Here is a 16,633-nt window from a genome sequence, read left to right on the forward strand (position 1 = left end):
TTAACCACGTTTATATTTTACACTCGAAAGGAAAACAAAATGGAAAAAAGTAATAACAGTAGTCTATGGGTTCAGATCGCTGCATTGTCGGTTGCATTACTGATGTATACAACCAGCATGACGACACCGGCATTAGCCGAAATTGCAAAAGCATTTCCTGATGCGGCGCCGGAGACAATTAAATTATTGTCAACCATTCCTTCGCTGATGATGGTGTTCTTTGCCCTGATTTCCGGTAAGTTGACCCAATACATAAGTATTAAGAAAATTATTTCCATTGCGATGGTTTTAATTTTTATCGGTGGTATTCCATCAGCATTCATTGGAAATCTTCAATTTATGATATTTATGAGGTTTGTCTTCGGTGCTGGATACGGCTTGGTTTTCCCAATGGCATCGGCGGTCATTACAGACCTCTACTCTGGCCAACAGGCGAACAAGCTGATGGGCTTCAAGAGTGCGGTTGGTGCAGCGGCAGGAATGGTTTTCCAGATGATGGGTGGCATGTTGGCCGCATATAATTGGCGTTTTTCATTTCTTGGTTTTTTACTGGTGATTCCAATTGCGCTGATTATCTGGTTTAAACTCCCGGATACCGGGGTTAAAAAACCGGAAAAAGTCGACGATTCGGCGATAAAAGAAAAGAAAGTAACAACGATGACCTACATTCTAGCAGTTGCTTGTGGGTTGGTTAATATGGTCCAATTCAGTTTTATGACAAATGTGGCCATGGTTATGAAAGCGGATGGAATTGGTAATGCTACGCAATCCGCCACAGTTCTGAGTATTTTTACGGCTTCAGCATTTGTGGTGGGGTTACTCTATGGAAACATTGCTAAACGATTAAAACAGTATAGTGCTTCATTTGGTATTTTGTGTGTGGGGTTGTCCTTTGTGATTTTGCTCTCAGCGAACAGCCTGACATTGCTCATTCTGGGCGCCATTATTTTTGGAATTGGATTTGGAATTTTTAACCCTGCGATTGTGATGGCTGTAGCTGCCAGTGCAACAAGCTCGAAATATGCGGCGGTGGCCATTTCAATTTATGTCAGTGGAACCGGGATTGGACAGTTTTTGTCACCTTATGCTCTGAAATTTTTACGTGAGACATTTAATTTAACATCGGCACGGGCAGACTGGCAAATTGCAGCACTTACACTAATACTTGGTAGCATTATTTCAATGGTATTGGTAGCAATAAAAATTAAAAATAGCGTTGAGATCAAGCAAACGGTTTAATGCGGGATTAGTGGCAAATAAAGACGAATAAAAAAGAGACAGTAGTAAATAGTTACTGCTGTCTTTTTAGTTGCAGGAGATGTCGCTTAAAAGAAGTACCATTTCTGGATCGTAAGTGCTTAGTTATAAGCGTTTGAAATTTCCCGGGCCCAAGCATCTGCCGCCAGTACATCATCAAGATTGGGATGGACAATCACCTGATGTTGTTCCATCACCTGCCGGTTGATTCGGGGAATGTCGAGAAAACTGATTTCCTGATTTAAAAATCGAGACACAGCAATCTCGTTGGCGGCATTAAGGACACCAGCCATGGTGCCACCAATTTCCAGGGCATCATAGGCTAACTGTAAGCAGGGAAAGGCGATCCGATCAGGTTCGGAAAAGGTCAGCTCACGAATCTGGCTAAAATCCAGAGCGGGTCGATTGTTGGCGACCCGTTCGGGATAAAAAAAAGCGATTTGAATCGGTAGGGCCATATCCGGCAGCCCCAATTGAGCGATGGTGGAATGGTCGATAAATTCCACCATTGAGTGGACAATGCTTTGAGGATGAACCACCACGTCAATCTGATTATTGCGCAGATTAAAAAGCCATTTAGCTTCGATGACTTCAAGCCCCTTGTTCATCAGGGTGGCTGAATCAATCGTGATTTTTTTTCCCATCGACCAGTTGGGATGCTTCAAGGCCTGGGCCAGTGTAACCGACTCCAGCTGTTTGTGGCTGTATCCCCGGAAAGGCCCGCCGGAAGCGGTAATAATGATCCGATCAATTTCTTCATGTTTATTGCCCATCAGACATTGAAAAATGGCACAGTGTTCACTGTCAACCGGAAGCAACGAAACCCCGCTGGCGGCTGCTGCATCCATTACAAGCTGGCCACCGGCTACCAGTGTTTCCTTGTTGGCCAGAGCAATGTCAATCCCTGCATTAATGGCGGCAAGAGTCGGTTGCAGACCAATCATTCCGGATACCGCCGTGAGCAGCAAATCATTTTCCGATGCCGTGGCAACGGCAATCAGGCCCTCTAAACCAGTTACCACGTCCACCGCTAAACCCCTTTTTTTGAGGCGCTTTTCCAGTACCAGTGCAGTATCGCCATCCATCACACAGACAATCCGGGGTGAATAGGTGTCAATCTGTTTTTCCAGCAGATCAATGCTGGTATTGGTGGTTAAGCCGACAATATTTAAAACGTTGCTGTTTTCTGAAACCACTTCCAGGGCCTGGGTTCCAATCGAACCAGTTGACCCGAGAATACTGATGTTTTTCATATTTATAACCATTCCTTTCGTTTCACTCAAGGCACAAAACGTCCTGAAACATCTTGCGTTCGAGCGTTATTGTTTTTATTCTATAGCCATAGGGATAACAGTAAACTACAAATCACGTGAGGAGGAGTAGACCGCTCCATTCTGGAGTGACTGCATATTTATATGTGTAGATTGCCTTTCCAAGCACAAATAAGTGTGACTTAGATCACGCAGACTTATCTTTGTATTAACATAACCTGTTTTATCGCTGGGCAATCAGTCAATGCTGTACTTCCCTTTAAAATCATTGAAGGGAGTTTTTCTATGGCTTTAAAAATCGTTTATCAAATCTGTTGTGGCATTGATGTTCATAAAACTTTTGTTGTCGCCTGCATTGCTTCAACCAACAACAATGTCACCACTTACAAACGCCATCGCTTTTCAACCTATACCAAAGGTCTCAAAGAGCTGTCACAATGGCTTTGTGAAAACAAATGCAGAGACGTTTGCATGGAATCAACCGGAAAATACTGGATTCCGGTTTTCAATATCCTTGAAACAACCTGCAAAATCACCCTGGCCCACCCCAAATATGTAAAGGCCATCCGGGGTAAAAAAACTGATAAAAAGGACGCAAAATGGATTGCAGATCTCTTTAAACATGATCTGGTAGTCGGCAGCTTTATGCCTCCGCAAGCGATTCGTCAGCTTCGCGATCTGATGCGGTATCGGTTTAAGCTCACTAACTTCAAATCCAGCGAGAAAAACCGATTCCAGAATTCATTGACGGTATCAAATATACAGCTTGGCAATGTTGTTTCCGATACCTTCGGCAAAAGTTCCATGGCCATCATTGAGCAACTGCTCAATCCTGCTTCCGATCAACCTCTGGATATTCCATCCCTGATTCACGGCACCATGAAGAAAAAAATTCCGGAACTGGAGATGGCTGTTGATGGCTTTATCACCCACGAACAAGCCGCTAAACTCCAGATTATCAGACAACACTTTGAGGATCTCAACAATCGAAAGTCCGATCTTGAAGATCTGATCCTTTGTCTTTCCCTGCCCTACACAGAAGAAATAAATCTGATCCTGACTGTTCCGTCCTTTAAAAACATCTTTTCAGCCATTACCATTATCTCTGAAATAGGTGCTGATATGGACGTGTTTCCGACAGCCAAACATTTATGCTCCTGGGCAGGGTTGACACCCACGAATAACGAAAGTGCCGGAAAGAAAAAGTCTGTCCGGATTTCAAGAGCCGGTTGCTATTTAAAACCGCTTCTGGTTCAATGCGCAATCGCTGTTGTTAAAAGCGAAAAACATCCTGAAATCCGTAACCGCTACTTAAAGATTAAAAAACGTCGTGGCCATAAAAGGGCGATTATCGCCATTGCCCGCATGCTTTTGACCGCTGTTTATATGATTCTAAAAAAGAAAGAACCTTACAATGCTGAGTTATATAAAAATTCGGATGTTCTTCCAGTAAGCCGTGAAATCACGGTTGACCAGGCGATTGCCTTAGCAAAATCTCAAGGTTATCAGATCCTCTCCGACGCCTGATCTTTCCATCACTATACTTTTTTACACCATCTCTTGATGGTTTGTTTGCTATGCACTAAATCAGACTTACCTGATACTTAGGATGTTTCAGACTTTCCTCTTTAAAAACGTAATTCTATCAATTTTTTTAAAATCATATAATAGTATTCTTAAAAATAAGAGATAAATCATAAGAAAAGCCGTTTATTATTTATTGTGTTCGGTTTATTCCATGTTATTGATCAATCATTTCAATAATGTATCTCAAACAAGAAAAAATTTCCATTTATTCAGCCATTTCGATGGCATATAATCATGTAAACGAATAATTTTGGAGGTGTTCTTATGGCAAGAACCTATTATTTTCCACCAGTAGTCATTATGGAACCGGGAGCAATTGAACTGATTGCGCCAGAGATCAAACGTATGAACGTGAAAAAAGCCTTAGTTGTAACCGATAAGGTACTTGTTGAAGCAGGTATTGTTCAAGATGTACTCAATGTATTAGATGGAGCAAAAGTTCCGTATGCCTTATTTTCAGATGTTAAACCCAACCCTACTGTTACCAATGTAAATACTGGTCTTCAGGCTTTACAGGAAAATGAATGCGATTTTGTCGTCAGTATCGGCGGGGGATCGCCCCAGGATACCGCCAAAGGAATTGCCATTCTGGCTACCAATCCCGGTGATTTACGGGATTACGAAGGCGTTGGCAAAACTGCCAATAAATCCCTGCCAATTGTGGCGATTAATACCACCGCCGGAACCGCCAGTGAAGCGACCATCAATTATGTTATCACTGATGAAGAGCGTAAACTCAAAATGGTTATTGTTGATCCCAACTGTCTGGCAACCGTAGCGGTCAATGATCCGGTTTTAATGCTCAAAATGCCAAAATCATTAACGGCTGCCACCGGTATGGATGCGTTAACGCATGCCATTGAAGGTTATACCACCGCCGGTGCTTCACGATTCACCGATCTTTTTAATCTCGAAGCCATCAAAGCCATTTCTGGTAGCCTAAGACAGGCCGTTGAAGATGGTGATGATTTGGATGCCCGGGATGCCATGGCTTATGGTCAGTTTGTCACCGGGATGGGATTCTCGAATGGCGGATTGGGAATCGTCCATTCTATGGCGCACCAGTTAGGCGGATTCTATGATTTGCCGCATGGGGTTTGCAATGCCATTCTATTGCCTTATGTTACGGCGTTTAATGCTGACGTTGTTGGTGATCGACTAAAAGACGTTGCTCAGGCGATGGGCGTGGACACCAGTCGCCGTGAACCGAAAGAAATCAATATTATGGCCATTGATGCCATAAAAAAACTCTCCAAAGATGTGGGGATTCCGGCCGGACTAAAAGAAATCGGAGTCAAAGAAGAAGATTTCAGTGAATTGGCTGATCTGGCACTGGCCGATATTTGTACCGGTGGTAACCCCAAATGTCCAACTAAAGAAGACGTGATTGCGATCTACAAAGCAGCTTTTTAAGTTAAGCATTTTTTTACAAATATAAAAAGACATTCTGAATTACTAGAGTGTCTTTTTTATTATGAAAAAATTAAAAAACATCGTATTATTAAACATTTTATACAAAATATTTTCAAGTTATTTTATTGTTTTTGTTTTAATTACGACAGGTTTATGGTATAATACAACCGTTACAAAAATAATAAAATTACTGTAAAAGTAACAAATAGACAGGGTCACAATTATTAATTGTGGGAAAGGGGAAAAATGAAAAAACATCGAGTTGTATCAGGTATCGTTACTGGTTCCCTGGTTTTGGCATTTTTAACAGCACCCGTCAATGCAGCTTCGTTAACCGAGCAGTTAGCTCAAAGTAATGCTCGACAGGCTGCAGCAAAGTATCAAGTCGACATGACTCAGAATACCATCAATGGGATTGAGGACGAAATCGGCAAAGTCAATGAAGAAGTAAACCGGATCAATGGAATAATCGGTGCAATCAATGCCGATATATCTTCCATCGAAGCAAATATTGCAAAAAAACAGGAAGAGCTGAAAATTGCTGAGGCCAAGAAGCAAGAACAGGAAGCAGCCATGAGCGATCGGGTTCGGGCGATGTATATGTACGGCAACGGCAGTATCATGGAATTTATTTTCTCAGCTTCAGATTTCTCGGATTTTATTACAAAATTAGATATGTCTCGTTACATTATGACGGCAGACAAGGACTCCCTGAATGCTCTGGAAGAAACGAAAAAAGTGATCGATGAAAAGAAGCTGAGCATTGAGGCAGATCGATTAAAAACAGTAGCGAAAAAAACCGAACAGGAAGTTGTACTAACTCAACAGGAAGAAGTTTTGGCTCAAAAGGATCAGCTATTGGCCCAAAACCAGGCAGCCTTAGAAGAATACAAGGCCATTGAAGAAGCTGAAGCAGCCACATCGGCAGATATTGAAGGCCAGTTACAGGCCTATTACGAACAACAGCGGGCCGCCGCCGAGCAGGCAGCTCAAAATAACGGCAGCACCGGTACGACGGATGGCTCGACAGGCGGGGATACGACCAATACTGGCGGTGGCGACAGCTCCGGTGGCGGATCAACGGCTCCTCCGGTATATTCCAGTTCGTATGTCTGGCCGTGCGATGGCAATATTACCAGTGAATTTGGCTGGCGAATCCATCCCATCTGGGGTGATTCCCGCTTCCATGCTGGCGTCGATATTGGCGCATCAACCGGGACACCGGTGGCCTGTGCCGGAAACGGAACTGTGATTTCAGCCGGTTGGAATGGCGGTTATGGAAACTGTGTCATTGTTGATATCGGCAATGGTTTGTCGGCAGTATATGCCCATTTAAGTGCAATTAATGTATCATCAGGTGAAACTGTTGCGGCCGGTCAGACCGTTGGAGCGGTTGGCAGCACTGGCGACTCAACAGGTGCTCATCTTCATTATGAAGTGCGTTTGTATGGATCGCCAATTAGTCCCTATATTTAGAATTAATTTTTCCAACCGTTACACGGTATATATGATGAGAAAAGATGAACAACGTCTTTTCTCTTTTTATTTTGCCAATTGAATTTCTTAAATCAATAGAAAAACAGGAATTCGGACGAATTTCGATACATTTGTTACAAAATATTTATTTTTTTAATGAAATTATTCAAAAAGTATGCTAAAATGAATACAGTTTCAAATGAGGAATGATTTGAAGGCCAAAAAACGGACCAATACCCGGAAGTCTTTTTCAATTAACATTCTTTTGATTAAAATAATCTTAACTTGTCAAAAAACATTTAAGCAGAAAATAGGATAGCGCGTGTTAAAATGCCCTGTCAAAGCAAGCGAATGATAAGTAAATTAGGAGTGGCTAAGATATGATCGAATTTAAAAATGTAACCAAGGGTTACGATAAAAACAAGAGCGATGCGCTTAAAAACGTCAGTCTCTTTATTGATAAGGGTGAGTTTGTTTTTCTGGTGGGCCGAAGCGGGGCCGGAAAATCAACATTTATTAAGCTTCTTTTAAGAGAGATTGAAGCGACAGAAGGTTCAGTATACATTAATAATTTTAATGTCTCAAAATTGTCAAAAAAAGAAATCCCTTTCTTAAGACGAAAAATGGGGATTGTCTTTCAGGATTTTCGGCTGCTGGAAAACAAAAGCGTCTATGAAAATGTGGCCTATGCCATGGAAATAATCGGAAAATCTGAAAAGCAGATCCAGAAACGGGTGCCGTTGGCTCTGGATATGGTTGGCTTATCCCATCGGATGAACCACTATCCCCATGAGTTATCTGGTGGTGAGCAACAGCGGGTGGTTATTGCCCGGGCGATTATTAACAACCCCTCTATTTTGATTTGTGATGAGCCGACCGGAAACCTTGATCCCGAAACATCCTATGAGATTATCAGTATTCTGGAAGAAATCAACCGTAGAGGAACAACTGTGGTGGTGGTTACCCATGACCGGGAAATCGTTGATACCATGAAAAAACGGGTTTTGACATTGGAAGACGGTGTTCTCAAAGTAGATGACGCGACAGGTAGGTACGGATATGAAGTTTAGTTCCATTAAAACAATGCCCAAAAATGTTGTCCGGGATACCTTAAAAAGCATTGAACGAAATAACCTGATGAGTGCGGCTTCGGTGCTGTCGGTAATTGCTGCGTTGATTATCCTGGGGATTTTTCTGATCTTAACCATCAATGTTCAGGAAGTGACCAAAGATGTGGAATCGAAACTGGAACTGAAAATCTTTCTCCAGTCCGATTTTACCGACACTCAAAAAGCAACCATAGAACAGGCTTTGGAGAAAAGTGACCTGATTGAAGAAGTTACCTTTGAAAGTGCCGAAGAAGCTTTGGAAAAGTTCACCGTCAGTCTGGAAGATTATGCGCCGCTGCTCAGTGGTTATAATTCAGAAAACAACCCAATGCCAGCATCCTTTGTTGTCCGGGTGACTGATCCGGATGATATGGATGAAGTTCAAACCCTGGCCATGTCGTTTGAAGGCCAAGGGGTTGAGTACGTCCGATATGGTCAGGAATATGTGGAAGCACTGGTGAGTTTCAATAAATTTACCAATACTTTAAGTATAGTGGTATTGGTGGTGTTATCAATGATTTCCATCTTTATTATTTACAATACGATTAAATTAACCGTTTTTGCAAGACGACGGGAAATTGGCATTATGAAATATGTGGGTGCAACCAACGCCTATATCCGGGCGCCGTTCATTCTGGAAGGGACGCTGTTGGGGTTGATGGGAGCCATTGTTGCTTTCCTGATTATTCGGATCACCTATTATTATATTTTGGGATTAGTTGGCGGAAATTTATTTTTGCCAGTGGATGCCAGTTTGGCTTCTCCCGATGCAGTGATGGGACAATTGATTTTCTTCTTCCTGATTTACGGAGGGTTTATCGGTGCCGTTGGTAGCGTATTTGCGATTCGCAAATTCTTGGATGTATAAATGATTAGACTTAGTCAAACACAGGAGGATTGTTGGATGACAAAAAAACATATTATTTCAGGCATAGTGGGTATGATGGTGACATTGGGGATACTGATATCTCCGGTTAATGCTGCATCCCTGACCGAACAGCTGGCAGAAAGTAATCAAAAACAGGCGGCTGCACAATACCAGATTGACATGACCCAGAATACGATTGCTGGTATCGAGGCCGAAATCGGCAAGGCCAACGAAGAAATGAGCCGAATCACGGGCGTCATTGATAAAATTAATTCTGAGATAGCCGTATTGGAAGCGAACATTGCCAAAACTCAGGAAGAACTCAATATTGCCGAAGCCAAACGGAAAGAACAGGAAGAAGCCATGAACGAACGTGTCCGTACTATGTACATGTACGGAAATGGTAGTATGTTGGAGTTTTTATTTACTTCATCCGATTTTGCCGACTTTGTTACCAAGGTTGACATGTCCCGCTATATCATTGAATCGGATAAGGCATCATTGGACGCTTTAGCTGAAACAAAGAAAATAATCGATGAAAAGAAAGCTAAAATTGAGGCCGACCGGCTGCAGACAGTTTCTAAAAAAACTGAGCAGGAAACGGCCTTAGCCCAGCAGCAGGAAATTAAAGCTCAGAAAGACAGTCTCTTGGCCCAAAACCAGGCGATCGTCGCTGAGTATCAGGCAATTGTGGCGGCTGAAGCAGCCAACGCAGCGAGCATTGAAGCTCAGGTTCGGGAAATGATGGCAGCCCAGGCAGCCGCTTCTGGCGGGTCAACCACTGGTGGCAGCACGACCTTTGTCCCATCAAACGGAACCTATCAATGGCCGTGTCCGGGCTATTATCCATCCGCGGATGATGATTTCTTTGGTACCCGGTTGCACCCGATCTGGGGTGATTACCGGACCCACTATGGCGTCGATATGGGTGCCCCATCCGGAACACCGATCCTTGCTATGGGCAACGGTGCGGTGTTATCAGCCGGCTGGAACGGTGGTTATGGAAATTGTGTTATTGTTGATTTAGGTAACGGCCTCCAGGCCATGTATGCGCATATGAGTGGTTTTGCAGTATCAGCAGGCCAAACTGTCAACAAAGGCGATGTGGTTGGTTACGTCGGCTCCACCGGGGATTCCACCGGGGCCCATCTCCATTTCGGCGTACTTTCCGGCGGATCATTTGTTGATCCTTTAGGATATTTTTAAGCGAAACATTGTAGACTATAACGAAAGAACAGGAGAAAAGAATCATGATTCTTTTCTCCTGTTTTATTTGTATAATAATAAAATTTAGGATAAGGTGAAAAAATGGAAAATAAGTCAAAAAAAACCAAACTCATCGTGGTAATTGTGGTGCTGATCATCACAAATATCATCACCTTCACAGTGGCCACAACTGGCAATTATCTGATCGGCAACAAGTTGATTGTGACGGTTGACAGCAGTGAAACAGCCGCCGGGATAAAAAAACTATTAGCGCTAAAAGAACAGATTGGTCTGGAGTATTATAAGGATGTTGATAACACCACTTTAATTGATGGGGCCATCAAGGGCATGTTTGACAGTCTGGGTGATCCCTATAGCAGTTATTTTACCTCCGAAGAATTTAAGAAATATATGGAGTCAGCCACTGGCGTCTATGAAGGCATTGGGGTCGTCGTGACAGAGGATGATCAGGGCGTGACCTATGTAATTGCCCCGCAAAAAGGCACACCGGCTGATCAGGCCGGGATCAAAACGGGCGATAAAATTATCAAGGTGGATGGTGAAGATGTCAGTACGATCGGTTCGGATGCGGTAGTGGCTAAGGTAAAGGGGCCAGCTGATACCACCGTTAATATCACCCTCTTACGTGGTGAAGAAGTCATTGATATGCAATTGGTACGCAAAACCATTGAAGCAAAAACAGTGGAATCCCGGGTGATCGGCGATAAAGGCTATATCCAGATCAGTGAATTTACGGATAAAACCGCTGATGATTTTGAAGCCCAGCTAAGTGAACTGTTGGCTCAAAATATTACCGGTTTGGTGATTGATTTGCGTAGTAACCCCGGCGGCGGCGTAAAGGAAGCGGTGGAAATCGCTGATCGGATTCTGGGCGAAACCATGGTCGTTTATACGGTTGATAAAAACGGCAATAAAACCGAATATACCTCAGATGGCGAAGAACAGCTTAGTCTGCCAATGGTTGCCCTGGTTGATGGCGGCTCGGCCAGTTCCGCTGAAATATTGGCTGGGGCTCTTCAGGATACAGGCGCTGCCCAGCTGGTCGGCACCAAGACCTTTGGAAAAGGGATTGTTCAGGAAATCATCAGTCTCACTGATGGCGGTGGCTTTAAGGTGACCAATTCCGAATATTTCACCCCTAACGGCAACAACATTCACGAAAAAGGTCTCGAGCCAAATATCGTGATTGAAGCGACTGACTTTATGAAGAATAACTTTTTCACCGACGAAGAAGATGTTCAACTACAAAAAGCCTTACAAGTTCTTAGTGGAACCAATTAGAATCTATGAGCATGCCATAACGGCATGCTTTTTCTATTGGTGAGGAATAATTAAGATTTTATTAAATGATAAGGATTATTGTTTGCCATTAAAAAAAAGCTGTGATAGAATAATGGAACGAATGTTCATCAAACTGATTGGAGGGTGCTGATGAAAGATATGAAGCACGCATTTAAGGTTGTCTCGGAATACGAACCTAAGGGTGATCAGGGACCGGCCATCGAAAAAATTGCCAACGGAATTAAGGCGGGGTTAAAGTATCAAACCTTACTGGGCGTGACTGGCTCCGGAAAAACCTATACTATGGCTAAGGTAATTGAAGCGGTTCAGAAGCCAACCCTGGTGATTGCTCATAATAAAACCCTGGCGGCCCAGCTGACCAATGAGTTTCGGAGTTTTTTTCCGGATAATGCGGTGGAGTATTTTGTCAGCTATTATGATTATTATCAACCGGAAGCTTATGTACCGCATTCGGATCTGTTTATCGAAAAAGACTCGTCCATCAACGACGAGATTGATAAATTACGTCACTCTGCTACGGCAGCTTTATTTGAACGTCGGGATGTAATTGTGGTGGCCAGTGTGTCCTGCATTTATGGACTGGGAAGTCCTTTTGATTATGAAAATTTGATGCTGTCACTCCGTCCGGGGATGGAAAAAGATCGGGATACGATTATCCGTAAGCTGGTGGATATTCAGTTCACCCGAAACGACATTGCTTTTGAGCGGAACAATTTCCGGGTGCGCGGCGATATTCTGGAAATATTTCCCTCGGCTTCGTCAAACAAGGCGATCCGGCTGGAATTTTTCGGGGATGAAATTGAACGGATTACTGAGATTGATACCCTGACCGGGGAGATTTATGGGGAGCTGAACCATGTCTCGATTTTCCCGGCGTCTCACCACACCACCACCCCGGAAAATCTGGAACGGGCGATTGCTGGAATTCAACAGGAACTGCGCCAACGCTATGACGAATATACCCAAAACAACCGTCTGGTGGAAGCCCAGCGGATTCTGCAACGGACCAACTATGACATTGAAATGCTCCGGGAAATGGGCTATTGTAACGGCATTGAGAATTATACCCGCTACATCAACGGGCTGCCCCCAGGATCACCACCCTATACCCTGATTGATTATTTTCCCAAAGATTTTCTGATGATTGCCGATGAGTCCCATGTCTCGATTCCCCAGATTGGCGGGATGTATGCCGGGGATAAAGCCCGTAAGAGTAACCTGGTGGACTATGGCTTCCGGCTACCCTCAGCCTATGATAACCGGCCGCTGAATTTTTCCGAATTCGAAAGCAAGATCAATCAGATTGTCTTTACTACGGCAACCCCCAGCAAATACGAAAAAGAACACAGCCAGAATACCGTTGAGCTGATTATTCGACCGACCGGTCTGATCGATCCGGAAATTACGGTTCGCCCGGTTGCTGGTCAGATCGATGACCTGCTCGGTGAAATCAAACTAACCACCGGTCGGGGCAATCGGGTATTGGTCACCACGTTAACAAAGAAAATGGCTGAAGATCTAACCGACTACCTAAAAGAAAATGGTGTCCTGGTGAACTATCTGCATTCGGATGTGGATACCATCGAGCGGATGAAGATTCTAAGGGATTTACGGCTGGGTACCTTTGAGGTGCTGGTGGGCATCAACCTGCTGCGGGAGGGTCTTGATTTGCCGGAAGTTGGTCTGGTGGCGATTCTGGATGCTGACAAAGAAGGATTCCTCCGTTCAGAAACGTCGCTGATCCAAACGGTTGGCCGGGCGGCCCGTAATCTGGAAGGTCATGTCATTATGTATGCGGACAAGATGACACCCTCGATGGATCGGGCTATCAGCGAAACTAATCGCCGCCGGGGTATCCAAAGCGCCTACAATGAGGCCCATGGTATTACCCCCAGTTCGGTCAAAAAAGATATCCATGCTGTTATCGAGGCGACCAAGGTGGCCGAGGAACCGGCAACCTATGCAATTGGTGATGAAGCGCTGGATATTGATGTGAAGATTAAAGAACTCGAAGTCGAAATGCTGACGGCGGCCGAGGCCCTGGAATTTGAACGGGCTGCCAATTTGCGGGACGAAATTCATCATCTCAAAAATTACCGAAGATAGCTTAAGCTGATGTTATAGCGGGATGGCTGAAACTAAATTTTAGTTGTTTTTTAATTTACAGAATCGGCTAGTACCCGCCAACGAATGTACCAGACCATGACTTAATGGTGTTTTTTCATTTAATAATTCATGCGGCATAATTAAGGAGAGAATAAACATAAATATGAAATATATCGAAATAAAAGGTGCCAAGGAGCACAATTTAAAAAACATTAACTTAAAAATACCCCGGGATCAGCTGGTGGTTTTTACCGGGCTGAGTGGCTCGGGGAAGTCATCATTGGCTTTTGACACCATTTATGCTGAAGGACAGCGCCGCTATATGGAGTCGCTTTCTTCCTACGCCCGGCAGTTTCTGGGCCAGTCCCAGAAGCCCAATGTGGAAAGTATTGACGGCCTATCCCCGGCAATTTCCATTGACCAGAAAACCACCAATCGCAACCCCCGCTCGACAGTGGGGACAGTCACCGAGATTTATGATTATCTGCGGTTGCTTTACGCCCGGATTGGGATTCCCCATTGCCCCAAGTGCGGCAAGGTGGTACAATCCCAATCGGTGGATCAGATTGTCGACAGCATCATGGCGCTGCCGGAAAAAACAAAATTTCAGATTCTGGCCCCGGTAATCCGGAAGGAAAAGGGACAACATAAAAAGATCATCGATCACATCAAAAAAGAAGGCTTTGTCCGGATCATTGTCGATGGGGAGGCGATGGAAGTCACCGATGAAATCAATCTCGATAAAAATAAAAAACATACCATTGAAGTGGTAGTGGATCGTCTGGTAGCCAAGGATAACCTTGGTAAACGGTTGTCCGATTCACTGGAAATTGCCCTGAAACTATCCGGTGGCCTGGTGATCTGTGACGTGATTGGCGGCGAGTCCCAACTTTTTAGTGAAAAACTGGCCTGTGCCGACTGCGGCATTGCCATGGATAAATTGGAGCCCCGGACGTTTTCGTTTAATAATCCCTTTGGAATGTGCCCGGATTGTCATGGCTTGGGCTTTCATCAGGAAGTGGATCCGGATTTACTGATCCCCGATAAAAGTTTATCGATTGCCAACGGCGCCATCAAATTTTTTGGTTTAAAAAGTGATTCCAAGTATTATTACAACCTGATCAAGGCGCTGGCAAAAAAACACCAGTTTGATATTGAGTTACCCCTGGAAGATGCCAGCGAGGCATTTTTACAGGCCCTTCTATATGGCAGTGACGAGGTTCTGGAAATCGCCTACGAAGGCAAGTTTTCAGGAACCTACAGCTCCACCTTTGAAGGGCTGATTAAAAACATGGAGCGGCGTTATCTGGAAACGACCTCGGAGCGGATGCGGTCCTTAATTGAACGGTATATGTCCGAAACCCCCTGTCCCACCTGTCACGGTAAACGGCTCAATCCCACCAGTCTGGCAGTGACAATTCATGATCGAAATATCATCGAAATTACCGATATGGCCATTGGGAACTTGCTTGAATTTTTCAAAGCTCAGACTATGACCGACCGGGAAATGATGATTGGCGAATCGATCTTTAAAGAAATTGAAGCCCGGCTTAATTTCTTGAAAAATGTCGGACTGGAATACCTGACCCTGTCCCGGAATGCCGGAACCCTTTCGGGGGGAGAATCCCAGCGGATTCGGTTGGCCACCCAGATTGGCTCGGGTCTGGTGGGGGTATTATATGTTCTGGATGAGCCCAGTATTGGCCTCCATCAACGGGATAATCAGAAACTGCTGGAAACCCTGCGGCGCTTAACCGACTTGGGTAATTCACTGATTGTGGTGGAGCACGACGAGGAAACCATGCAAGCTGCTGACCACATTGTTGATATTGGCCCGGGGCCCGGGGTTCATGGTGGCCAGATTGTCGCACAGGGAAGTCTTGAAGAGATAATGGCGGTGCCGGAGTCGATCACTGGCCAGTATTTCAGTGGCCAGCGCTTTATTCCGATTCCGCAAAAGCGTCGGGAAGGCAGCGGCGAGGTAATTAAGATTGTCGGTGCCCGGGAGAACAACTTAAAGAATCTGGATGTCGATTTTCCGCTGGGGAAATTTATCTGTGTAACCGGGGTTTCCGGATCCGGGAAAAGCACGCTGATTAATGAGATTTTATACAAGGGGATTTCCCAGAAGCTGTATCGCAGCCTGAAAAAGCCGGGGAAATACACCCGTATCGATGGGGTTGAATTCATCGATAAGGTAATCGATATTGATCAGTCGCCCATCGGCAGAACCCCCCGCTCCAATCCGGCCACCTATACCGGGGTTTTTGACCTGGTTCGGGATCTGTTTGCCAAAACCCCGGAAGCCAAGGCCAGAGGCTATCAGAAAGGCCGATTCAGCTTCAATGTCAAGGGTGGCCGTTGTGAAAAATGCAGCGGTGATGGAATTATCAAAATTGAAATGCATTTTTTACCCGATGTTTATGTACCCTGTGAGGTCTGCGGCGGCAAGCGCTACAACCGGGAAACCCTGGAAGTCAAATACAAGGGCAAAAACATCGCCGATGTACTGGATATGACAGTGGAGGAAGCCCTAGAATTTTTTGGCAATATTCCCAAAATCAAAGAAAAGCTCCAAACCCTCTACGATGTCGGTCTCAGTTATGTAAAACTGGGACAGCCATCGACCCAATTATCCGGTGGGGAAGCTCAGCGGGTTAAATTGGCCACTGAATTAAGTAAACGCAATACCGGCAAAACCCTCTACGTTCTCGACGAGCCCACCACCGGTTTGCATATTGCCGATGTCCACCAGCTGATCAATGTCATTCAGCGTCTGGCTGACAGCGGCAGTACGGTAGTTGTCATTGAGCATCAGTTGGATATGATCAAGGTGGCAGATCACATCATTGATCTTGGCCCCGAAGGGGGCGAGGGCGGCGGCACCATCATTGCCATTGGGACTCCCGAAGAAATCGCCCGGGTGCCCCAATCCTACACCGGCCAGTATCTCAAGAAAATTTTACCGAATTGCTAAAAGAACTAACCCAGTACCGACAATTGTTACATCATGTTGT

At 44.6% G+C, this 16,633-nt stretch carries 11 protein-coding genes; 10 read left to right on the forward strand and 1 reads right to left on the reverse strand.

Annotation, left to right across the window (positions count from 1 at the left end; translation table 11 throughout):
• Nucleotides 1-39: 39 nt before the first annotated feature.
• Nucleotides 40-1,239 (forward strand): MFS transporter, encoded by a 1,200-nt coding sequence (locus tag B3F51_RS07870; protein WP_286946427.1) that lies wholly within the window; start codon nucleotides 40-42, stop codon nucleotides 1,237-1,239.
• Nucleotides 1,240-1,358: 119 nt separating this feature from the next.
• On the opposite strand, the gene B3F51_RS07875 is transcribed toward B3F51_RS07870, so the two are convergent.
• Nucleotides 1,359-2,510 (reverse strand): 1-deoxy-D-xylulose-5-phosphate reductoisomerase, encoded by a 1,152-nt coding sequence (locus B3F51_RS07875; protein ID WP_286946434.1) that lies wholly within the window; start codon nucleotides 2,508-2,510, stop codon nucleotides 1,359-1,361.
• Nucleotides 2,511-2,813: 303 nt separating this feature from the next.
• On the opposite strand from B3F51_RS07875, the gene B3F51_RS07880 reads away from it, so the two are divergent.
• The 9 genes from B3F51_RS07880 to uvrA all read left to right on the forward strand — a co-directional run bounded on the left by B3F51_RS07880 (nucleotide 2,814) and on the right by uvrA (nucleotide 16,593).
• Nucleotides 2,814-4,055, forward strand: a complete 1,242-nt coding sequence (locus B3F51_RS07880; protein WP_286946429.1) for an IS110 family transposase — start codon at nucleotides 2,814-2,816, stop codon at nucleotides 4,053-4,055.
• A gap of 324 nt (nucleotides 4,056-4,379) precedes the next feature.
• The gene (locus tag B3F51_RS07885) at nucleotides 4,380-5,528 is read left to right on the forward strand and encodes an iron-containing alcohol dehydrogenase (RefSeq protein WP_286946430.1); all 1,149 of its coding nucleotides are present in this window, start codon (nucleotides 4,380-4,382) and stop codon (nucleotides 5,526-5,528) included.
• A 246-nt stretch (nucleotides 5,529-5,774) separates the two neighbouring features.
• On the forward strand, nucleotides 5,775-7,004 hold the full coding sequence (locus tag B3F51_RS07890; protein ID WP_070371875.1) for a murein hydrolase activator EnvC family protein: 1,230 nt from the start codon (nucleotides 5,775-5,777) through the stop codon (nucleotides 7,002-7,004).
• Between the two features lie 380 nt (nucleotides 7,005-7,384).
• Entirely contained in the window at nucleotides 7,385-8,074 is a 690-nt protein-coding gene (gene ftsE / locus B3F51_RS07895; RefSeq protein WP_070371876.1) for a cell division ATP-binding protein FtsE, read from the forward strand.
• The gene (ftsX, locus tag B3F51_RS07900; RefSeq protein ID WP_084633686.1) at nucleotides 8,064-8,981 is read left to right on the forward strand and encodes a permease-like cell division protein FtsX; all 918 of its coding nucleotides are present in this window, start codon (nucleotides 8,064-8,066) and stop codon (nucleotides 8,979-8,981) included. The genes ftsE and ftsX overlap by 11 nt, the downstream gene beginning before the upstream one ends.
• Before the next feature lie 36 nt (nucleotides 8,982-9,017).
• A complete protein-coding gene (locus B3F51_RS07905) occupies nucleotides 9,018-10,187 on the forward strand; it encodes a murein hydrolase activator EnvC family protein (protein WP_228882326.1) in 1,170 nt (389 codons plus the stop codon).
• Nucleotides 10,188-10,289: 102 nt separating this feature from the next.
• Nucleotides 10,290-11,489, forward strand: a complete 1,200-nt coding sequence (locus tag B3F51_RS07910) for a S41 family peptidase (protein WP_070371878.1) — start codon at nucleotides 10,290-10,292, stop codon at nucleotides 11,487-11,489.
• A 150-nt stretch (nucleotides 11,490-11,639) separates the two neighbouring features.
• Nucleotides 11,640-13,616, forward strand: a complete 1,977-nt coding sequence (uvrB, locus tag B3F51_RS07915; RefSeq protein WP_276495646.1) for an excinuclease ABC subunit UvrB — start codon at nucleotides 11,640-11,642, stop codon at nucleotides 13,614-13,616.
• 163 nt (nucleotides 13,617-13,779) lie between these two features.
• Nucleotides 13,780-16,593, forward strand: a complete 2,814-nt coding sequence (uvrA, locus tag B3F51_RS07920) for an excinuclease ABC subunit UvrA (protein WP_286946432.1) — start codon at nucleotides 13,780-13,782, stop codon at nucleotides 16,591-16,593.
• Nucleotides 16,594-16,633 lie beyond the last annotated feature (40 nt).

Origin of the sequence: Acetobacterium sp. UBA5834 (assembly GCF_002435675.1) — a bacterium.
Taxonomy (GTDB): domain Bacteria; phylum Bacillota; class Clostridia; order Eubacteriales; family Eubacteriaceae; genus Acetobacterium; species Acetobacterium wieringae.